Annotated in this window: 19 protein-coding genes and 1 pseudogene; 8 read left to right on the top strand and 12 right to left on the bottom strand. The window is 42.2% G+C overall.

Annotated features, from left to right (window positions below):
• Positions 1-187: 187 nt before the first annotated feature.
• Positions 188-1,648, top strand: a complete 1,461-nt coding sequence (locus B3D47_RS02270) for an ATP-binding protein (RefSeq protein ID WP_004813519.1) — start codon at positions 188-190, stop codon at positions 1,646-1,648.
• Positions 1,649-1,853: 205 nt separating this feature from the next.
• Complete coding sequence (locus tag B3D47_RS02265; protein ID WP_048881201.1) at positions 1,854-3,371, top strand: acetyl-CoA hydrolase/transferase family protein; 1,518 nt, start codon at positions 1,854-1,856, stop codon at positions 3,369-3,371.
• A 48-nt stretch (positions 3,372-3,419) separates the two neighbouring features.
• Here B3D47_RS02265 and B3D47_RS02260 read toward each other — a convergent pair whose 3' ends face one another.
• Positions 3,420-3,779: a hypothetical protein gene (locus B3D47_RS02260; protein WP_227499351.1), complete on the bottom strand. Its 360-nt coding sequence runs from the start codon at positions 3,777-3,779 to the stop codon at positions 3,420-3,422.
• A 326-nt stretch (positions 3,780-4,105) separates the two neighbouring features.
• On the opposite strand from B3D47_RS02260, the gene B3D47_RS02255 reads away from it, so the two are divergent.
• The gene (locus B3D47_RS02255) at positions 4,106-4,792 is read left to right on the top strand and encodes a DsbA family oxidoreductase (protein ID WP_004813526.1); all 687 of its coding nucleotides are present in this window, start codon (positions 4,106-4,108) and stop codon (positions 4,790-4,792) included.
• A gap of 54 nt (positions 4,793-4,846) precedes the next feature.
• On the opposite strand, the gene B3D47_RS02250 is transcribed toward B3D47_RS02255, so the two are convergent.
• Complete coding sequence (locus B3D47_RS02250; RefSeq protein WP_004813529.1) at positions 4,847-5,047, bottom strand: dodecin family protein; 201 nt, start codon at positions 5,045-5,047, stop codon at positions 4,847-4,849.
• A gap of 404 nt (positions 5,048-5,451) precedes the next feature.
• Here B3D47_RS02250 and B3D47_RS02245 point away from each other — a divergent pair, with 404 nt between their 5' ends.
• The 4 genes from B3D47_RS02245 to B3D47_RS02230 all read left to right on the top strand — a co-directional run bounded on the left by B3D47_RS02245 (position 5,452) and on the right by B3D47_RS02230 (position 8,703).
• Positions 5,452-5,607, top strand: a complete 156-nt coding sequence (locus tag B3D47_RS02245; protein ID WP_004890542.1) for a hypothetical protein — start codon at positions 5,452-5,454, stop codon at positions 5,605-5,607.
• A 274-nt stretch (positions 5,608-5,881) separates the two neighbouring features.
• Positions 5,882-6,061 (top strand): hypothetical protein, encoded by a 180-nt coding sequence (locus B3D47_RS02240; protein ID WP_004813533.1) that lies wholly within the window; start codon positions 5,882-5,884, stop codon positions 6,059-6,061.
• A gap of 9 nt (positions 6,062-6,070) precedes the next feature.
• On the top strand, positions 6,071-7,489 hold the full coding sequence (locus B3D47_RS02235; protein WP_286859706.1) for a hypothetical protein: 1,419 nt from the start codon (positions 6,071-6,073) through the stop codon (positions 7,487-7,489).
• 98 nt (positions 7,490-7,587) lie between these two features.
• Positions 7,588-8,703: a hypothetical protein gene (locus B3D47_RS02230; RefSeq protein ID WP_376747622.1), complete on the top strand. Its 1,116-nt coding sequence runs from the start codon at positions 7,588-7,590 to the stop codon at positions 8,701-8,703.
• 529 nt (positions 8,704-9,232) lie between these two features.
• Here B3D47_RS02230 and htpG read toward each other — a convergent pair.
• The 5 genes from htpG to B3D47_RS02205 form a co-directional block, all read right to left on the bottom strand.
• Positions 9,233-11,152 carry a molecular chaperone HtpG gene (gene htpG / locus B3D47_RS02225; RefSeq protein ID WP_286859702.1) on the bottom strand — a complete coding sequence of 640 codons (1,920 nt, stop codon included), beginning with the start codon at positions 11,150-11,152 and terminating at the stop codon, positions 9,233-9,235.
• 112 nt (positions 11,153-11,264) lie between these two features.
• Positions 11,265-11,609, bottom strand: a complete 345-nt coding sequence (locus B3D47_RS02220) for a lysozyme inhibitor LprI family protein (protein WP_004890554.1) — start codon at positions 11,607-11,609, stop codon at positions 11,265-11,267.
• Between the two features lie 166 nt (positions 11,610-11,775).
• Positions 11,776-12,378: an OmpW/AlkL family protein gene (locus B3D47_RS02215; protein WP_286859701.1), complete on the bottom strand. Its 603-nt coding sequence runs from the start codon at positions 12,376-12,378 to the stop codon at positions 11,776-11,778.
• A 272-nt stretch (positions 12,379-12,650) separates the two neighbouring features.
• Positions 12,651-14,018, bottom strand: a complete 1,368-nt coding sequence (locus B3D47_RS02210; RefSeq protein ID WP_004813546.1) for a Na+/H+ antiporter family protein — start codon at positions 14,016-14,018, stop codon at positions 12,651-12,653.
• A 99-nt stretch (positions 14,019-14,117) separates the two neighbouring features.
• Positions 14,118-14,984 carry an alpha/beta fold hydrolase gene (locus tag B3D47_RS02205; protein ID WP_286859698.1) on the bottom strand — a complete coding sequence of 289 codons (867 nt, stop codon included), beginning with the start codon at positions 14,982-14,984 and terminating at the stop codon, positions 14,118-14,120.
• A 116-nt stretch (positions 14,985-15,100) separates the two neighbouring features.
• Between B3D47_RS02205 and B3D47_RS02200 the strand changes: the two genes are divergently transcribed.
• A complete protein-coding gene (locus B3D47_RS02200; RefSeq protein WP_216073839.1) occupies positions 15,101-15,592 on the top strand; it encodes a DUF4442 domain-containing protein in 492 nt (163 codons plus the stop codon).
• Between the two features lie 69 nt (positions 15,593-15,661).
• Here the strand turns inward: B3D47_RS02200 and B3D47_RS02195 are convergent, their stop codons facing one another.
• From B3D47_RS02195 to rpoB, 5 genes and pseudogenes are all read right to left on the bottom strand, one after another.
• Positions 15,662-16,018 (bottom strand): DNA transfer protein p32, encoded by a 357-nt coding sequence (locus B3D47_RS02195; RefSeq protein WP_163172355.1) that lies wholly within the window; start codon positions 16,016-16,018, stop codon positions 15,662-15,664.
• A gap of 140 nt (positions 16,019-16,158) precedes the next feature.
• Entirely contained in the window at positions 16,159-16,701 is a 543-nt protein-coding gene (locus B3D47_RS02190; protein WP_312442406.1) for a hypothetical protein, read from the bottom strand.
• A 128-nt stretch (positions 16,702-16,829) separates the two neighbouring features.
• Positions 16,830-17,045 carry a hypothetical protein gene (locus tag B3D47_RS02185; RefSeq protein ID WP_004890570.1) on the bottom strand — a complete coding sequence of 72 codons (216 nt, stop codon included), beginning with the start codon at positions 17,043-17,045 and terminating at the stop codon, positions 16,830-16,832.
• A 154-nt stretch (positions 17,046-17,199) separates the two neighbouring features.
• A complete protein-coding gene (gene rpoC / locus B3D47_RS02180) occupies positions 17,200-21,399 on the bottom strand; it encodes a DNA-directed RNA polymerase subunit beta' (protein WP_004890573.1) in 4,200 nt (1,399 codons plus the stop codon).
• A 158-nt stretch (positions 21,400-21,557) separates the two neighbouring features.
• Positions 21,558-22,418: pseudogene (rpoB, locus tag B3D47_RS02175) on the bottom strand (DNA-directed RNA polymerase subunit beta); the annotation flags it as partial.

The following is a 22,418-nucleotide window of genomic DNA, read 5'->3' as shown; positions in this document are numbered from 1 at the left end:
GCTGCTGTCTGAGCCAAACTTGCATTCCTGGCTGGCATGGAACTTTACAAGTTCAGCGAATGGCACAGTTTTACTGGAATAACAGTATTTTATTTATTGAAAAGTCTTTTATTAAAGACACAGGCAGTTAAGATTCTATCCCAAGAATATTTCTGTAAAATCTGGAAAACGCCCACAGGATGCTGGTGTGAAACTTGACCCCATCGACCCACAAGAATTTACTGATTTTGTCCATTACTCGGAAAAGAAACGTACCCGTATGGAACGTTTTCTCGACAAAATCAAGCCACGTTCAGCTGCAATGCGAACCGCGGTACTTGTGGTTTTTGTGGTCCTGTTCAGTCTGGTGATGTCGATTTGGTTTTTCTGGCGAACTCTTTATTTGCCGGAAATTCAGCAACATGCCCGCTATCTCGCTGTTGAACTGGAAATCCTGAATAATCCTAGCCTGCGCCTGTATCACCATGATCAGGAAGTAGATATCGATGATTATTTAAAAAGCCGTATTGGGATTGAGTATATTACCGACCCTGCACAGTATCCCAATATTCGTGAAAAAGTGATTGCCGAATTTTTTACCAGTAAAATTGAGGAAAAGCTGGCAAAAGAATTACGTATTGACCGGGCAACTGTATATTTCCAGTTTAAGCCTAGCCCCCAGATCTGGATTCAAACGCCTGAAATGAATGGTCATTGGGTTCGTGAACCTTTAAAAACCTATGCTAACTATAGCCCTGAACTGATTTTTGGCTGGTTACTGGGTACGCCATTGATTGCTGGCATTATTATTCTGACTTTGGTCCGTCAGCTGAATCGTCCACTACGTCGCTTACAGGAAGCTGCGAATAGCTATAGTGCAACTGGTTCTGCACCCTATCTGGATACCAATCATGGGCCTCTTGAAATCCGTCAAGTGAACAATGCCTTTAACCACATGATCTATACACTAGAACAGACCGAGCGTGAACGCCGGATTATGCTTGCTGGTATTTCACATGATTTGCGCACGCCTCTGACCCGTATCCGCCTGAGTGCCGAGATGATGCCAGACGAAGATTTCCTCAAAGAAGGTCTGATTTATGATGTCGAAGACATGGATGCAATTTTAAATCAGTTTATTTCCTTTATGCGCGATGGTTCCGATGAAGAGCCACAAGAAACCAATGTCAATACACTACTACAAGAACTGGTTACCCAGTTTAAGCCGCTTGATATCCGCTTTACGCCTCAGGAATTACCGCTAATCCAAGCCCGCAGTATGTCGCTTAAACGATTGATTGGTAACTTGATTAATAATTCAAAACGCTATGGTGCCGAACCAGTCGAACTCTCTGCCCAGATTGAACAGGATCGACTGTTGATCAAAGTGGCCGATCATGGTGAAGGCATTCCAGAGGATCAAATTGAAGATCTCATGCAGCCTTTTGTACGAGGTAATTCGGCTCGTACTGTTCAGGGTAGTGGCTTGGGACTGGCCATTGTAAAACGGATTGTCGATATTCATTCTGGTGAACTATACATTCATAATGGACCTGAAGGTGGATTGGAAGCCATCATTTCACTACCAATTCATCAAGCGGAACCAGAACAGACTGCGACCCCGACCACGCTCGACAAAATCCGACAAAGTATCACTGGTCACTTTTAAGAATAGATTAATATTTATACATTTTATTTTTAGGATTTAATTTCTTATTTATATAAATAATATATTATTCAATATGTTAAAAATCATCATTTATTTTTATACCACTATTTGGCTAAAAAATTAGACCTTAGCCTAACACCTATGCAAAATACTTTTTTTGATCGGTACAATCCGTATCAGTATTCAGGAATTTAAGAGAGTTCAAATGTCTTTAGACCGTATCCGTTTAGCATCCCTACACAATAAGGTAATGAGTGCAGAACAGGCAGCTCAGTTCATCGAAGATGGCATGACTGTAGGTATGAGTGGCTTCACTCGTGCAGGTGAAGCAAAAGCGGTTCCACTGGCTCTGGTACAGCAAGCGAAAGCGAACCCATTAAAGATCACCCTCATCACTGGGGCTTCTCTAGGGAATGACCTAGACAAGCAATTAACAGAAGCTGGTGTATTGGCACGTCGTTTGCCATTCCAGGTGGACAACACCCTGCGTAAAGCAATCAACAAGGGTGAAGTGATGTTCATCGATCAGCATTTGTCTGAAACTGTTGAACAGATGCGTAACCAGCAGCTGAAAAAACCAGATGTAGCAGTGATTGAAGCGGTTGCGATTACTGAAGACGGCGGCATTATTCCTACAACTTCAGTTGGTAACTCTGCAAGCTTTGCAATTTTTGCAGAAAAAGTGATTGTAGAAATCAATACAAACTTAAGCCCAGCATTTGAAGGCTTACACGATATCTATATCCCGACTTATCGTCCAACACGTCAAGCGATTCCATTGACTAAAGTAGATGAGCGTATCGGTACACATGCAATCAATATCGATCCGGCGAAAATTGTTGGTATCGTAATTAATAGTGAATACCATGATTCTCCATCTACAGTAACAGCTCCGGATGATGAGACTCAATCTATCGCAAATCACCTGATTGCTTTCTTCGAAAAAGAAGTAGCAGCAGAGCGTTTACCGAAAAACTTAGGTCCACTTCAGGCCGGTATCGGTTCAATTGCAAATGCCGTATTGACTGGTCTGAAAGACTCTAATTTTGAAGACCTGATCATGTACTCAGAAGTACTGCAAGACTGTACTTTCGAATTAATCGATGCGGGTAAAATGAAATTTGCTTCAGGCTCATCAATTACCCTCTCTGCAAAATACGGCGAGAAAGTATTTAACAATCTTGAGCAATACAAAGATAAACTTGTATTACGTCCGCAAGAAATTTCTAACCATCCTGAACTGGTACGTCGTTTAGGTATTATCGGTATTAACACTGCACTTGAGTTTGATATCTACGGTAACGTGAACTCTACTCACGTATGTGGTAGCAAAATGATGAACGGTATCGGTGGTTCAGGTGACTTCGCGCGTAATGCGCACATTGCGATCTTCGTAACCAAGTCAATTGCCAAAGGCGGTGACATCTCATCTGTTGTTCCAATGGCATCTCATGTTGACCATACTGGCCATGACGTAGATGTGCTTGTAACTGAACAGGGTCTGGCAGATCTTCGTGGTTTAGCGCCACGTGAGCGTGCTCGTGCCATCATCGACAACTGTGTACACCCAATGTACAAAGATGCATTAAATGACTACTTTGATCGTGCATGTGTACGTGGTGGTCAGACACCTCACCTTCTAAATGAAGCGCTGAGCTGGCATGCAAACTTTGAAGAAACTGGTTCGATGTTAGTCTCTGTAAAAGAAGCTAAATCTGCATAATTGAGTTGATAAAAAACGTCCTTCGGGGCGTTTTTTTATCGGCAAAACTTAATTAAACTTGATTTGATCACCAAGGATTCTTCTGACTTCTGAGAGACCGTGAATACTTAAAGAACATTCAATCACACCAATCGATACTACATCCTGATTGATCTGTAAGGTTAACTGCCCTTTTTCATTAAACTGAAATACACTATTAAATAAACTCAAACTCTCCTGATTACTCTGTGCAGCTACTGGGAAACCCTGCGGCGTCATTCTTTGCAATGTATCAGCCCGATATAAATCTGTTTTTGTTTGAAATGAACGATCCTGTCCTGACACCAGCGCAAGTAAATCATCATCCAAATGTTCAAAATCAGATGAATCAAAAAAACTTGCAATTGCTGGAAGCTGTATCCCTGCCATTAACATAGCGCATGTATAGCTACAGACCCTATTCATAGCACTGCCTCCTAAATTTCAGCAATATCAAAATAGCATTTTAATTCACAATAAGATCAATCACTTATCATTATTTTATGAAATATCCCCAACAGATCTATGCTATTCATTGAACTATTTCACAAAAAACATGAATATTCAGACGAATAACCAAAGACAAGTTAAGTAATAAAGAATGTCTAAAATTTAAAATTCTTTAATCTTCTCCCTAGTTCTTTCGACCTATTCAACCTTTAAATTCTGGCTATATGCCCTCATACTTCTCCTAATAGAAATATTTAGGAAATTTCATGCGCGTAGATATCTGGTCGGATGTGGTCTGCCCTTTTTGTTATATCGGTAAAAAACGTTTAGAAGCTGCTGCAGAACAGGCAGGTGTAGAACTTGAAGTTCACTGGCATAGCTTCCAGCTTGATCCTGAAGCACCTGTACGTCAGGAAATTTCTAATTCTGAACGACTTGCGCAGAAATACGGCCGTACTGTGGCAGAAGTCGAAGAAATGCAACGTAATATTGCCGAGATGGCCAAGGCAGAAGGTATCGAGTTTAACTGGGAAGGTGCCAACTCAGGTAATACCTTTAATGCTCACCGTATTATCCATCTTGCCCAGAGCAAAGGTTTAGGTAACGAAGCTGAAGAAGCTTTCTTCTATAGTTATATGACCCAAGGTCTAGCCATTGGAGAGCGTGAAACCTTAGAAGATGTTGCAGCCCGTATAGGCTTGAATCCTGTTGAAGTCGATGATGTACTGAATTCAGAAGAATATGCTGATTTCGTTAAATTCGATCAGGAAATTGCACGCGACCAGTTGAAAGTTACAGGTGTTCCGTTCTTTGTATTTGACCAGCGTATTGCCTTGGCGGGTGCCCAACCCAAGGAAGTATTTGTACAGGTTCTAGAAAAAGCGCTAGAGCCACCGCAGGCTGCTGCAGAACAATGTACTGATGATCAATGTGATCTGCCTAAATCTGAATAAGATAAGACACATAAAAAAATCCCCATTTCAAATGGGGATTTTTTTATTCTGTATTTATTCGACCAGAAAACTGATTTTAAGATTGACCCGATATTCAGTAATTTTATTGTCTTTAATGACAACTTTTTGTTCATTAATCCAGGCACCCTGAACATTCTTGACGGTTTCAGTGACCTTAGCAATGCCAGTCTGAATCGCATCCTCAAAGCTCTTATTGCTACTCGAATTAACTTCAACAACTTTTGCAATCGCCATGATGTAACTCTCTTTTTATGGTGAGTGAAGCGTCATCATAGTGGATTTAAATCCTGAGCAAACGTTCCTTAAACATCGGACAGCAAATCCTTACATGTGTTTTACAATACCGTGTTCACCTCAGTCTAATCAGCATGGCATCACCTTTTAAATCTTTCATATAAAAATCTTTATTCTTATTTAAATTATTATTTTTTAAATGAGCCTTATAAAGAATGAGTTTTCTTGAAATTAGAGTAAAAGTTCTAATTTATTGTTTTTTATAAATAAAATTTTATTATTTTTTATAAAATTGCCGAATCAATCATTTTTTAATACTGCCTCTTTGGTATCATTTTCACACAAATAAGGTTCTATTTTCTCCCAGTTCAATATATTGAACATCAGCTTATAAAGGTCATATTATGAACGCAATTAAATTTGTTCTGGCTGCAACGGTAATGGCACTTTCAGTAACTGCAACTGCGCAAATTGTCTACACACCTGACTTTCCAGCAAAAAAAGCGGCTGCAGTTGAAACTGTTGCGGCGGATACTGCTGAAACTGTAAAAGAAGCTTAATTTTCTAGCTTCTTTCTTAAAAAAAACAGGCTGAAATATTCAGCCTGTTTTTTATTTTTGCAGTACGACATCACAGAAAACGATTAAATTTATATTCAAGCTTATTTCAATTACCTAAATATTTTGATCCATGATTCATCCAGGTGATCTTCGACACCATTCCAAATTTTACCGCGCTTTATTTCTAGAAAATAATTGATAAAAAATAACATTTTTATATTTTTCCTCCATATAATCAAAAAATGATCATTTTTTATATGTGACAAGTTTTGCCATGAATGAATTGCAAGCTTTAGTGCAAGGTCAAATTTCGCCACAGGCGATTCCGATTGATCATCTGTTGCAGTTAGCCGAACGTTATACTGACCCTAACTCAACTGAATATAAACTGATTGAACTGGCTGCCAATATCATTCTGGCCAAAAGCCTGGATAAAGCACTTAAATATTTATAATAGATGACGATGATGAATGCTCTTGAAAAAGTACGCCTGATTAAAGAACTGCATGAATTAGGACATGATCTGGATCATCGTAGTCTCAGCTTATATGAAGTAGTCCGCTCTAAAAAACGTGTGCAAGAAATTTTCCAGCAGTGCAATGAGCCTGTTTTCAAGAAACAGCTGCTGGCATTCAAAACCCGTCTTCAACCTGAACTTTCTGCACAGGAATTTGCTCGAGAAACCCATTATTACCATAGCTTCCGTGGTTTTTTTCTCAATGCAGATCATCTAAAGGAAGCCCTGTATGCTCACCCGCTTTCAGGTTGGGCTTTCTTGCATGATCCTAAACGTGGCTGGCAAATCTGGCTGATCCCAGCACCTCAACGTACTGCATTGATCAGTGAATGGAACCTTGATATAGAGCAGAGCTTTAGCTGGCTGTTACACCAGCAACAGCTTTCTTCATGTTTGAAAAGTGATCATGAATTACAAGCTACTGCAACCCCATTGTCTTTAGAGATGGTTGAAGAAAAGCTTCCTGAATCGTCTATAAATACTTATATCTCCAAACATGAGATTTGGGCGAATCCTCAAGTTTTGCCCGTTCAACAAAAAGCTTCAAATGTGCTTCAGACAATCGTACCTCTAGCAGAATTAGATTTAAGTCATTCAGAGCCAGACGAACCACAAGTAGAGAATAAGGAAAACATCGCAGTACCCGATATTCCAGCAACTCTAGAATTTCAGGATTTATTATTTCAGGTTTCTGATGTTAGCTTGGTCGAAATAGGTAATCATCATCTTTTTGAATTAAGACTGGCTTCTGATTCATCCCTGCAACATCTCAAAATGGCTTGGCATTATCAGGCACATATAGACTGGAACTCTCAACCAATTTACCTGGCTGAGCAGATAGATAGCACGGGACGCTTTAGCCACTATTGTATGCTATTAGGGACAAGTGAATGGCAGCAAGCCATACAGTTAATGCAGTTCTGGGGACAACAACAGAATTATCATATTGCTGCTATTAAAACGATTAGCGCTGTTGAATTAAGTACTAAATTCTTGCAGCTTGATTCGCTCTATCAAACTTATTCCGAACAGGCCCGATTGATCTGGCAACAAAAGGATTATTTCCCATTTATTCCTCTGCATCAGATTACCACCAAAAAATTTATTCTATTTGATGAGCAGTCAGCCAACTTTCATACTCCCCTTCTGTTACTACAAGAACGTCAAAAATTGCGTGTGATTCATGGGGAACAACGTCTCAAGCTGTCTTCCACGGAACAGATGTATCCGTGCTTGATTCTGAAACGTGATCAGCAAATTAACTGGCAGCTGATCCACCAGATTCTGCTGGAGATTAAAGAGCCTGTGGCGGTAGCAGAACTTTATGCAAGCATCCTGGATAAGGCTTTGGAAAAATTGATGTAATTTTGTAGTTCTGGTTGCTTTTATTAGATGCAATTCTGCAAACTTATTCTTGAAATATAAAGAAAAAGAGCAAGAATAGCCCTATGAAAAAAAGCCGGATTTTGCCCGCATCTTTCTTAGTGATCAGTTTAACAAGTGTTAGCCCGATACTTTGGGCCGGGCTTGATCAATCTTCTGATACCAGTCAAACAGCCGAGGCTGATGAGCAGGAAGCAGAGCCTTCCAAAAGCTTTAGTTTCCTTGACTATATTCCGCGATTTATAGATAGCACGCCTACCTTTTTACCGGAGCAGTCGAGTGAATCTATCGTTCCCAGTACCCATGAGACTGAGGAAAATACCTGGGTAGATCGAAAACAAAAAGGGATTCGTCACTGGACTAACCGTACTGCAAATAAAATTGACAACTGGTTTGGTGAACCCGATGAAAATGAACCTGCACGTGCCACCCTGAGAGTGATCGTGGATAATAGCTGGAATAAATATGATGAATATGAAGTCAAACCCCGTATTCGCGGCAGAATGAAGCTTCCCACATTAGAACGTAAACTCAGTGTAGTCTTTGGTGATGACAGCCTCGATAATGAACTGAATGGCAATGTCGCAATTACCAATGAGAATCCAGGCAATGCGCCTGACAGACGGCTGGACCGTAGCCGGACACGAGAAAATAACAGCTCTCTCGCATTGCGCTGGTCGGAACTTTCTAAAAAACTTCCTTTTGAAACTGATCTGGATCTGGGGATACGTTCTGGCGATGATATCTATGTCCGTGTAAAAGCAAGTCGAGATTGGGCACTACATAATGACTTCTCATTTCATGCCGAACAGATCTATCGTTACGGGATTGATAGTGAAAACTATCTGCGAACCAACCTGGAATTAACCCATGCGCGCCCTAATCAACCTTTTTTCTCCAACCAGTTCAGCCTGATCTATGCAGATGAACAGGATGATGATTTACGCTGGAATAATTACAGCTTTCGACAGCACCAGTTCTTTAATGCTCATCGCTTCAGTTACGGCCTCTATACTGGGGGTTATATGAATGACAACGATCTACGCCTGAATACTTGGGGACCCTATGCCTCTTGGCGTCAGCCTTTTCTTCGTGAATGGTTCTTTGTGCAGACTGATGTCAATTATTTAAATGACCATCGTGAGGATCGGAGTCATTACCTAGGTGCCGCAGTCCGTCTGGAGGCCATCTTCTAAAATCAATAGTGCTATATATGCAAAAAGCCCATAAAAGATGGGCTTTTAAAACCAGTAAAGCTTTCACTTATTAAATTTTCCTAAACACAATATGGTCCTTACGCATGATACGTTTAGTTTGCCAAGATGGCTGCCCCAGGCTGGCTTGATTAAAGGCTATACAATCGCTCCGCTGTACATGTTCAACCTGTAGGGTCTCCATTTTCATAGGTTTATAAAAATTTATACGATCAGTACATACCACTTTTTCAGTACTAGTTCGCCATCGTGAGCTGGCTCATGGATATCAGTAAGGCAGTTAACAGACTAATGACGATTACTGATTTTATGATTTATATCTCCATTAACTTAATAATTACTACTATGGATTATTTAATACAATATTATGTTTTTATTTGATGAAACACTTTACTGTGTTTTTTTATCTTGATGATGGCCGCTTCAGATCAAACCTCCTTTATCATCAAAAACTTCCAGTAAATAATCATAAAAAAACCCTTCTAGTAGAAGGGTTTTTCAAGTTTAAAATTTAAGCTAATAACAGACTGTTAATACGCTTTACATATTCGGCCGGATTCTCTGGTAAACCACCTTCAGCAATCACCGCCTGATCAAAGATGATATTGGCCAGGTCGTCAAACTGGGTAGAGCCTTCCAGTTTTTTCACTAATGGATGTTCAGGGTTGATCTCTAAAATCGGTTTCATATCCGGTACAGGCTGGCCCGCATCTTTCAGCATACGGATCAATTGTGGTGATAACTCCCCTTCTCCTGTCACCAGACAGGCTGGTGAATCTACCAGACGAGTTGTTACACGCACTTCCTTGGTTTTATCCTTCAAGGAATCCGTAAGTTTATCGACCACAGGCTTAAACTGCTCAGCAGCTGCTTCAAGCGCTTTCTTCTCTTCAGCATCTTGCAGATCACCGAGATCTACTGCACCCTTAGATACATTCTGCAACGGCGTACCATCAAACTCATGTACGAAGTTCATTGCCCATTCATCTACGCGCTCAGACATCAGTAGAACTTCAATGCCTTTTTTCTTGAACAGTTCCAGCTGAGGGGAATTTTTCGCTGCATTCAGACTGTCAGCCGTTACATAATAAATAGCCTTTTGACCTTCCTTCATGCGAGCTTTATAGTCTGCCAATGAAGTACTGATTTCATCATTGGTTGAGGTTGCATAACGCAGTAATTTCAGGATGCGTTCACGGTTACTAAAATCTTCACCCAAACCTTCTTTCAGCACAGCACCAAATTCACGGTAGAAAGTTTTGAAGTTTTCCTGATCTTTTTCATCTTCAGACTTGGCCAGATTATCCAGCATGGTCAGGATACGACGGGTATTGCCTTCACGAATCGTTTTGACGTCACGGCTTTCCTGTAGTAATTCGCGACTTACATTTAATGGTAAATCTGCACTATCCACCACACCTTGTACAAAGCGCAGATAGTTTGGAATCAGGTTATCCGCATCATCCATAATGAAGACACGTTTCACATACAGCTTGATCCCTACTTTAGCATCACGGGTGAAAATATCCTGTGGAGCCTTGCTCGGTACATAAAGCAGCTGGGTGTATTCCGTGCTACCTTCCACACGATTATGTGCCCAGGCCAGCGGTGCAGCAAAGTCATGAGTCAGGTTCTTATAAAACTCGACATACTGTTCTTCAGTAATCTCAGATTTATTACGGGTCCATAAAGCACTGGCAGAGTTGATCGCTTCCCACTCGTCCGTCTTCACATATTGACCACCTTTTGGTGTTTCACCCTCTGCAGCTTCTTCTTCCTGCCAGACTTCTTTCTGCATTTGGATAGGCAGGCTGATATGGTCAGAATATTTATTAATAATCTGCTTTACTTTATAGCTTTGCAGATAATCCAAAGCATCTTCACGCAAATGCAGGATAATGTCCGTACCACGGCCGTCTTTAGTGATCTGTTCAACTTCGAAATCACCTGTACCACCACTGATCCAGCGTACGCCTTCAGACTTGTCCGCACCTGCACGACGGGACTCTACAGTGATCTTGTCGGCGACAATAAAGCCTGAATAGAAACCGACACCAAATTGACCGATCAACTGGGCATCGGCTTTTTGATCCCCGGTCAGTTTTGACATAAAGTCTTTGGTACCTGATTTGGCAATTGTCCCCAGGTTATCAATAGCTTCTTGCTGGCTTAAGCCAATGCCATTATCAGAAATAGTAATCGTTTTATTGTTTTGATCGAGGCTGACCCGAACATGCAGGTCAGGTTCATTTTCATAATATTCAGGATGATTGATCCCTTCAAAGCGTAACTTGTCGCATGCATCTGAAGCATTTGAAATCAATTCACGCAGGAAAATTTCAGGGTTTGAGTATAGCGAATGTGTCACGAGGTGCAGTAACTGCGCCACCTCGGCCTGGAAACTATGCTTTTGTGCGTTTGACTCGCTCATTCTTCACTCCTTTCATTATTGGAAACAGACTTAAGCTGATGCCTATATGAATGGAGTGAGTTGTTTAATTTTCAATAGTATCTAATGATTTTCATGCAAAAAATTTAATCATTCAAAATGGTCCCTGACGGTAAACCCGATCAAATTGCAAGTCAATCTGCTGCTGGCGCATTTTATATACCTGCATCAGACAGTCGACAGACTCCTGACACTGATCACGAAACTGTAACCACTTGACCTGATCTCGCTGAATGACCGAGCGCGTACCCATGGGCACAAGATGACGGATAATATTGTAACTGGTGGCCATTTTGACATCGGCATCATTCAGTGTCCGATGCTGGCAAATCGCCTTTTCAGTTTGTGACTGAGCCTTCTGGCAGTCGAAACTTGCCGCATAGCTTTGAGTCGTCCAGACCATAAAGAAGACCAATCCACTTCTAAGCAACCACTTCATTCTTGATCTTCCTATTCTCTTTATTGTATTCAGATTATCTTTAACTTTATTGCATTCAATATATTTGAACAGGGCGAATCTGCTCAATTAAATCACGTTATAAATCGTTGTTATTTTGCAAAAAAAAGCCCTATCCGTAGATAAGGCTTTTGGATAATTTCAAAGCTTAGAATTTGTAGCTATAGCCAATGGTGTAAACCATAGGATCAATATCTAGATCAAATTTAGCTGGTACATCTCCAGTCAAAGTAACTTCAGGGCTAATTTGTGCATAACGTGCATCAAAGTAAACACCCCAGTTTTTCGCATCAGCTGGTTGATAGCCGAAGCCTACCTGTCCAGCAAAGCCAAAATCTTCTTTTACATCTACGTCAGTATCGGCTAGACCTTTTGTACGTTCATCCCAAGCAACAAATACTGTACCACCTACACCAATGTATGGAGTAAAGCGAGTTGAGTTTTTAAAATGATACTTTGCAGTCAGTGTTGGTGGTAAATGTTTAATTCGCACTACATCCGTACCATTTAATTCAACATCATGATTAATAGGTGCTGCAAGTAATAATTCTGCAGAGATGTTGTCATTAAAGAAATATTCAACCGATGGTGTAAATGCTAATTCGTCCGCAGCTTTTAGCTCAGCATCTGGGCCAAGCTGATACTCACCAGTCGGAGAAACAACCGAGCCACCTACCTTAACTTGCCACTGGCCTGCCATCGCAGATACTGAAAGACCCATTAATGCAATTAGAGCAACTTGCTTTAACATTTTTAATACCCCACGGGAAGAATAATTATTAAGAAAAATATACCTTAATTAATAATAAACATGGTTAAAATTAATATGCAATAGATATTATAAAATCAAATTATAAGTATTATTTAAGTATATGTAATTAATATATATTTATTTTAATCCGACCAACCTGATTGGATTAAAATACCAACCAAGTTAATCTGATTTAATTATTATTTATTCCAAGCAGACAAGTCAGAATTAATAGGCACTGATTCAAATAAAATGTGTGAAACATCACAAAATCAAAGCACCATTGCCGCAATCCAGCCAAAAATCAGCAATGGAATGTTGTAGTGGATAAAAGTTGGAATTACACTGTCCTTCATATGGTCATGTTGACCATCCATATTCAGGCCAGAGGTTGGGCCAAGGGTAGAATCTGACGCTGGCGAACCTGCATCCCCCAATGCCGCAGCAGTACCAATAATGGCAATAGTTGCTTCAGGACTAAAGCCAAACTGAATGCATAACGGTACATAAATGATGGCTAGAATTGGCACAGTCGAGAATGATGAACCGATCCCAAGCGTTACCAGCAGACCAATCAAGAGCATTAAGAAGGCTGCAAGTGCTTTACTTTGACCAATCCATTCTACAGAGGCCTGAACCAGCGCTGGCACCTGATTGGTTGCTTCAATGACTGAGGCGAAGCCTTGGGCAGCGATCATAATGAAACCAACCAGTGCCATCATACGCATACCGGTAATGATCACATCATCTGCTTCTTTCCATTTAAAGATTCCGGCACAGCTAAGAATTGCTACGCCCACCAAACCTGCAAGAATCATAGAATCTGAATACAGCTGCACAGCCAGCGTTGCTACAACTGCAATCACTGCCATCCAGATGGTGAACTTGGCAATTTGAGGTCGAGCTGCCTGCTGTTCTACGCCCAGTTCGGCAGAAATACTCTGCTGCTGTTCGACCTGGATATCTTTATACACACGTGGCTTACGATAGCTGATAAAGATCGCAACCAGCAAACCGATAAACATGCCAAATACAGGAAGCGCCATGGCAGCTGGAATCTGGTCATAGGTGATCTGGAAGCCATAAGCTTTACCAAAAGTATTGATATTCTGACCCAAAATATCATTAAGGAAGATTGCACCAAAACCAACTGGAATCAGCATATAGGTCGCAACCAGACCAAATGTCAGCAAACAGGCCACCAGACGGCGGTCTAACTGCAAGTGATTAAATACAATCAATAAAGGCGGAATCAACACAGGTATAAACGCAATATGCACAGGAATCACGTTTTGAGAGAAGACCGCTGCAATTGCAACAGTTGCAAAAATCATATATTTAACACGATTTTGTGCTTTAATATCAGCCTCACCTTTTAAGGTACTAATCATCTTATAAGCCAAAAGATCAGGCAGGCCTGAACGTGCCAAAGCTAAAGCAAATGCACCTAAAATACCGTAAGCCAAGGCAATTTTAGCACCACCACCCAGGCCATTGTTAAATGCATCTAAAGTTCCCTGGAGGCCTAGACCCGCCAGCAAACCACCAAGAATAGCACCAATGACCAGGGCAAAAACCACAGGTACACGTGCCAAGGAGAGTCCACACATGACTCCGATAGCAGCAAGAATCGCAAACATAATGAATTGGGAATGAGAGAAAGGGAGGTATTTTATCAGAAAATGCGAATAAAAATTCCCCTACATTTTTATCAATCCAAATCCATCTTTGTGATTGGCTTAAGCATGCTGCTGAGTAAACTCACGGATAGACTCTGCAATAAGTTTTGGCTGGCTTAAGATTGCCCAATGATTGGCATCTAGCTCTACCCTGGAAAAGGTTTGCACCCATTTTGGCATTTCATCAACTAGTTGCGGACTGACGAAATTATCCCGCTTTAGCACAATGGCCTGTACCGGACAGATGGCATAGCGTTCACGGGGTTTAAGCAACCTTGGAATAAAATTGGCCCGATACAGCCCAACACCATATTTTCCATCTTTGACAATATTCTGGTTCAATGGCAGTCCTTCTTTGCCTTCCAGTTCCCGAATAATTTTGCCCCAACGCTCGGGATTGAAAAAATTCCATGCAGTTGGTGCCAGCCAAGGCAATTGAAACATGGCGATATACCAGGACTTGCTTAATTGTTTAAAAAATCTTGATCTGTTGTGCTTGAACTGATTCCGCATCCAGAAGGCGGCATGGTCCAGACAGGGACCTGAAATCGTGGTAAAGGAAAGAATACGGCCTTCGAATCTTGGGTCAGTTACCGATTCCCAGGACTGAATCGAACCCCAGTCATGGGCGACCAAATGAAAAGATTGTCCTGGAAGAACAGCATTCACCACTTCCTCCAGATCCATACTCAGACGCTCCAGACGATAATCACGGATATATTTGGGAATGGATGAATCCCCTGCGCCACGCACATCATAAGTAACGATAAAATAATCCGGCAGATAGACAATTACATTTTTCCAGACCTCCTGATGATCCGGATAGCCATGCACCAAAACCAAAGCAGGCTTGCTGATATCACCAAAGGTTCTTACTGCAAGACGCTGCTGATCACTGGTTGCCACCCATTGATTTTGTGTTTCCATCTGGTCTTCCTTTATTGTTATTGACCGTTTATTTTATAACTCGGCATGATTTATCAATGCCATCACAATTTTGTTGTTCTAGTATGCATAGCTATACAAGAAAAAAGAATGTCAGTATGAGCCTATTACGTAAAATTCAAAGCCTGCCTTTGGTCACTAAATTTATCTTAAACCGTTATGCACCCTATCGTGGAGCGGGTATCGAAATTGATGAACTGGATTATGCCAATTATCATATTCGCGTGAAAATGCCACTGACTCGTAAAAACCAGAATATTGTCGGCGTACATTTTGGGGGTAGCCTGTATTCCATGGTCGATCCCTTTTATATGCTGCTCCTGATGCATCATCTGGGACCAAAATATATTGTCTGGGATAAAGAAGCGACCATTCAATTTCTCTCTCCAGGCCGCGGAACCGTGTATGCAGACATACGCATTGATGCTGAAGAAGTGAAAACTATTATGAATCTTGCGGCTGATCATGCTCCTGTCTATCGTAACTATCAGATCGATATTTATGATGATTCAGGTGTGCGTATTGCAGAAGTAAAAAAGACCGTATATATCCGTCGTAAAAAACCTAAGACTCTCTTTCAAGATAAATAGAAATTAGATCAACAAAATAAAAGCGCCTGTACAGGCGCTTTTATTTATTAATACCAGATAGTGCTGTGATTAACGGCGTTGCTCAATCGCCGCGCCTGCACCACCACCGATCGCACCACCGATTGCTGCACCAGCGTTACCACCAAAAATACTCTTACCAACGGCTGAGCCAACAGCGCCGCCTACACCACTGTAGGTTGCATTGCGGTTAGAGCCACCTTGGGTTTTACTTCCGACAGCGGCACCAGCACCACCACCAATAGCAGAACCCCAGCCGCCGCCGACACTATTACCCACACCACCACCAACTGCGCCACCAAGTGCTGCAGCACCTACACGTTGATCACGGGCAGACATATTTTCACAACCTGCTAACATAAAGGTTGAAACTGTCACCGCAGCCAGTACGCCAATTAACTTTTTCATGATCCAGCTCCCTGTTCGATTCCTCTGTCTTATGAGTTAAGAGTAACCGGAATTTAAGGAGCGATTTATAACAAGATGTTAAATCTTGAAACTCCCCTACGCTATTTTGTAAATAGCACATGAAATTGGATCTTTTAAGTTTATTCCGCAGTATCTACCATAAGCAAATCACGAGAGGTTGCACCATCTTCAGTTATCACAGTATGCGTTACCTTGGTTTTATCCGTACCAGTATGTTGCTGCAATTGTAGAGTACGTTTTACAGGTTCAGCCTGATCTTTTTTAAACTCGATCCCTTCAGCATCAATAGTTCTGGTTTGCTGGAGGATTTCACCGTCCTGCTTCAATGTCGTATTGAATTCAATTTTAGAGGTGGGAACAATCACACCCCCCTTTTGAATCACTGGAATTGACAGTTTTTTATCCGAGAACTGCCCCAGAGTGTCATCAAATACCACTTCTTTAGCAACAATATCCTTGCCTTTATTGGTGATTTCCAGAATCGTGGCTTCAACATGACGTACAGGTTGTTGTCCTTCTACCCGACGCAGCACTTCAGTTTTTAGTACAGGAACCACAGCTGTATCTTCAACCATGATGGTATTGGGCATGGGCGCTGCAAATGAAACAGTTGAGACTACGAATAATGTGGTAACCGCTAATTTTTTACTTATAGAACGCATTTTTCCCTCTCAATAAAAAATAAGCACCGAGCTTAACAAGCGGCGCTTGTACTACAGATCATCGGTATGGATTAGGATTAATAAGTAGCAATGATCAGTGCCTAAATAGATGTAAAGCTTGTTTTACTTTATTGAGTAACAGCTTCTGATGTTGCAACGTCATCTGTTTCTAATGGTGCCGCATCCAAAGGTTGAGCTTCTTCATTTGCAGCTGCTTGATCTACAACTTCAGTTTCATTCGCGGCTGTAGTATCGCCAGGTGCTGTATTTTCTGCTTGATCTTTAGAACACGCTGTCAAACCGAGTGCTAACAGTAGTACAACTGAGATTACTAAATTTTTCATCTTATTGTTCCCATTTTAAGTTTATGTTTTCCTCAGAAATACTGGCATATTTTAGGGTCTGATTTCAAATCATTGTTTAAAGTCGCTGACTTGACAACATGCAGCAATAAAAAAAGCCACCCGAAGGTGGCTTTTTCTGATTTAAAGTGTCTGATTACAGACCGTTAAACTCATCATTAAATGCTTGGCTAAGCGCTTGGTCTACATCAGAGAAGTCATTGTGCAGTTCAAATTCTGCAGCTTCTGCTTCTTGACGACGACGCTCCAAGTGGTAAGCCAGACCTGTACCCGCTGGGATCAGACGACCTACAACTACGTTTTCTTTCAGACCGCGTAGATCATCTTCTTTACCTGTTACAGCCGCTTCAGTTAACACACGAGTTGTTTCCTGGAACGATGCAGCAGAGATGAACGAGTCAGTAGAAAGTGACGCTTTGGTAATACCCATCAATTGACGTTCAAACTTCGCAGGGAACTTGTTCTGAGCAAGCAATGCTTGGTTCTCTTGAGCAACGCGGATGTAATCCACCTGTTCGCCTTTAATGAAGCTAGAATCACCACCATCAGTGATTTCAACTTTACGCAACATTTGACGTACGATCACTTCGATGTGCTTATCGTTGATTTTTACACCTTGCAGACGGTAAACGTCCTGAACTTCATTCACGATGTAGTTCGTCAACGCCACTTCACCTTTCAGACGTAAGATGTCATGCGGGTTCTGTGGACCATCAGAAATAGTTTCACCACGGTTCACATGTTCGCCTTCGAACACGTTGATGGTACGCCATTTCGGAATCAGTTCTTCGTAGATCTCTGAACCATCATCCGGAGTAATTACCAGACGGTTCTTACCTTTGGTCTCTTTACCGAAGCTTACGATACCAGAAACTTCTGCAAGGATCGCATGCTCTTTAGGCTTACGTGCTTCAAACAAGTCAGCTACACGCGGCAGACCACCGGTAATATCACGCGTACGTGAAGATTCTTGTGGTACACGACCGATTACATCACCCACACCAATTGTTTCGCCATCACGGACAGAAAGAATTGTGTTTTGTGGCAAGAAGTAGAACTGTTCGCCACCATCTACTGTGTCAAGCACAACAGCAGGACGTAAATCTTTACCAGAAGCAGGACGCGCTGTAACAGGCAAGATCTCAACAGTCGTCATACCAGTTGCATCATCAGTTTTCGATGTTGCAGTTACACCATCAGCAATCTGGCTGAAGCGAACTTTACCAGCTACTTCTGTTACCAGTGGATGTGTATGCGGATCCCAAGTCGCCACGATACCGCCAGCCTCTACAGATTCGCCATCTTTCAGCAGAATAGACGCACCGTAAGGGATCTTGTAACGTTCACGCTCACGACCTAGATCATCTGCAATACCGATTTCACCTGAACGTGAAGTTGATACCAAGTGACCTTTTGCGTGTTGTACAGTTTTCACATTGTGGAAACGTACAGTACCTTTGTTACGAACTTGTACGCTGTTTGCAGCAGAAGTTCGGCTCGCAGCACCACCCACGTGGAACGTACGCATGGTTAACTGTGTACCTGGCTCACCAATTGATTGAGCAGCCATTACACCCACAGATTCACCAGGGTTCACTTGATGACCACGTGCCAAGTCACGACCGTAACATTTCGCACATACACCGAAAGTAGAGGCACAGTTTACAACTGAACGTACTTTGATTTCGTCAATACCCGCGTTTTCAATAAACGTAGCCAGTTTCTCGTCAATTAAGGTATTACGAGGAAGAAGAACTTCGTCTGTACCCACTTTCTTAACGTCTTCAGCAACGACACGACCCAGTACTCGAGTACCCAGGTTCTCGATCACGTCACCGCCTTGAATGAACGGCGTCATTACAAGACCATCATAAGTACCACAATCTGGCTCAGTGATGACCAAGTCTTGCGCAACGTCTACCAGACGACGAGTCAGGTAACCAGAGTTCGCTGTTTTCAGTGCTGTATCGGCCAAACCTTTACGCGCACCGTGTGTTGAAATGAAGTACTGAAGTACTGTCAGACCTTCACGGAAGTTCGCTTTAATTGGCGTTTCAATGATCGAGCCATCCGGTTTCGCCATCAGACCACGCATACCAGCCAACTGACGAATCTGAGCTGCGGAACCACGGGCACCGGAGTCAGACATCATGTAGATGCTGTTGAATGATTTTTGCTTCTCGTCTTCACCCTGTTTGTTCTTAACAGTCGTGTAAGACAAGTTGTCCATCATCGCTTTCGCTACCTGGTCGTTGGTACGTGCCCAGATATCGACAACTTTGTTATAACGTTCGCCGGCAGTTACGAAACCTTGTTCGAACTGTTGTTCGATTTCACGAACTTCAGCTTCCGCTTTACCAATAATTGCCTGTTTGTTTGGTGGAATCAGCATGTCTTCCATACCAACAGATACACCTGAACGCGTCGCTTGACGGAAGCCTAGGTACATCAACTGGTCAGCGAAGATAACAGTATCTTTCAGACCCAGTTTACGGTAGCAAGAGTTGATTAACTTCGAGATGTTCTTTTTGGTCATCTCAACGTTAATTTGCTGGAAGTCCATACCTTCAGGAACAACTTCCCAAAGCAAGCAGCGACCAGGGGTTGTATCAACAATGATTGTTTCTTGACGACGGTTACCATCTTCATCAATCACAGTTTGGTGTACACGTGCTTTCACGCGAGCGTGTAGATCAACCTGACCAGTTGCAAGTGCACGGTTTACTTCGTGAGTATCCGCGAACACCATACCTTCACCTTTGGCATTGATTGCATCACGTGTGATGTAATACAAGCCCAACACAACGTCCTGAGACGGTACGATGATTGGTTCACCGTTCGCTGGAGACAAGATGTTGTTGGTTGACATCATTAACGCACGAGCTTCTAACTGAGCTTCAAGTGTTAATGGTACGTGTACCGCCATTTGGTCACCGTCGAAGTCAGCGTTAAATGCCGCACAAACTAACGGGTGAAGACGGATCGCTTTACCTTCAATCAGAATAGGTTCAAATGCTTGAAGACCTAGACGGTGAAGTGTTGGTGCACGGTTCAACATGACTGGATGCTGACGGATCACAGATGCAAGTACGTCCCAAACTTCTGGAGTTTCGCGCTCAACCATTTTCTTCGCAGCTTTAATGGTGGTTGCTTGGCCAGATGCTTGTAGTTTCGCAAAGATGAACGGCTTGAATAACTCAAGTGCCATTTTCTTCGGAAGACCACATTGGTGAAGACGTAAGTTTGGACCTACAGTAATTACCGAACGACCTGAGTAGTCAACACGCTTACCAAGTAAGTTTTGACGGAAACGACCCTGTTTACCTTTGATCATGTCTGCCAAAGATTTAAGAGGACGTTTGTTCGAACCGGTAATTGCACGACCACGACGACCGTTGTCTAACAATGCATCTACAGACTCTTGTAACATACGTTTTTCGTTACGTACGATAATGTCTGGCGCTGCAAGGTCAAGAAGACGCTTCAAACGGTTGTTACGGTTGATCACACGACGGTAAAGGTCGTTCAAATCAGAAGTCGCGAAACGACCACCTTCAAGTGGCACAAGCGGGCGAAGATCTGGTGGAAGTACTGGAAGTACGTTCATTACCATCCATTCTGGCTTGTTGTTCGATTCTTTGAACGCTTCCATAAGTTTCAAACGCTTAGACGCTTTTTTCAACTTAGTTTCAGAAGTTGTTACAGGAATCTCTTCACGCAGGCGAGAAATCTCGGCTTCAAGATCGATGTCTTTCAACAAGTCCTGAACTGCTTCCGCGCCCATTTTCGCTGTGAATTCGTCACCGTGTTCTTCTAAGGCATTGAAGTATTCTTCATCGTTTAGAAGCTGGTATTTCTCAAATGGAGTCATACCAGGATCGGTAACGACATAAGATTCGAAATACAATACGCGTTCGATATCACGTAGCGTCATGTCTAATAAAAGACCGATACGGCTAGGCAATGATTTCAGGAACCAGATGTGTGCAACTGGAGATGCCAGCTCGATGTGACCCATACGCTCACGACGAACTTTTGCAGTTGTTACTTCAACGCCACATTTTTCACAAATGACGCCTTTGTATTTCATACGCTTATATTTACCACACAAGCATTCGTAATCTTTTACTGGACCAAAGATTTTGGCACAGAATAAACCATCACGTTCTGGCTTGAATGTACGGTAGTTGATGGTTTCAGGCTTTTTAACTTCACCATGAGACCACGACTTAATCATTTCTGGTGACGCAAGACCAATACGGATGCGATCAAACTCTACTGGAGCATGACCGTCTGAATCCGTCTTTTTGCGCATGATATCGAGCAAGTCTTTCAATTTTTTTCTCCGTGTGTTGTGGAGATTTTCACTCAACAACTGGGTCACAAATATTGTTTTTTACTGAAATTTGGGAATTTTAAGAATCCCCCTAAATCCCCCTTTAAAAAAGGGGGGACTTCTCCCCTCTTTCTCAAAGAGGGGTCAGGGGAGATTTCTTAGTCACCATTTTTCAGTTCAATGTTGATACCTAAAGAACGGATCTCTTTGGTCAATACGTTGAACGATTCAGGCATACCTGGGTCCATGTAATGGTTACCATCTACAATATTCTTATAGATACGGGTACGACCTTCAACGTCATCCGATTTCACAGTAAGCATTTCCTGGAGTGTATATGCTGCACCGTATGCTTCCAGTGCCCATACTTCCATCTCACCGAAACGCTGACCACCGAATTGTGCTTTACCACCAAGCGGCTGTTGCGTTACTAGAGAGTAAGAACCAGTAGAACGCGCATGCATCTTGTCGTCAACCAAGTGGTTCAGTTTCAGCATGTACATGTAACCTACAGTTACCGGACGGTCGAAACGTTCACCAGTACGGCCATCATACAATACTGTTTGACCAGTACGTGAAATGCCACCAAGCTCTAACAATTCTTTGATTTGCGATTCTTCAGCACCGTCGAATACTGGAGTTGCCAAAGGAACACCTTTACGCAAGTTACCAGACAATGCCAAGATTTCATCATCAGTCAGGCTATCAAGATCTTCTTGCTCGCCACCAACTTTGTTGTAAATCTTGTCTAAGAATTCACGAAGCTCAAGTACCGTACGTTGCTCTTGAAGCATCTTGTCGATTTTGTCGCCAAGACCTTTGGCGGCCATACCCAAGTGAGTTTCAAGAATCTGACCCACGTTCATACGTGACGGTACGCCTAGCGGGTTAAGAACGATATCAACTGGTACACCGTTAGCATCGTGTGGCATGTCTTCTACCGGCAAGATGTTAGATACAACACCCTTGTTACCGTGACGACCCGCCATCTTATCACCAGGCTGGATACGACGTTTAAC

The sequence above is a fragment of the Acinetobacter sp. UBA3461 genome, from assembly GCF_002381195.1.
GTDB classification, from domain to species: Bacteria; Pseudomonadota; Gammaproteobacteria; order Pseudomonadales; family Moraxellaceae; genus Acinetobacter; species Acinetobacter schindleri.
The sequence above is the reverse complement of the archived record's forward strand: the minus strand, read 5'-3'. Positions and strand labels throughout refer to the sequence as shown.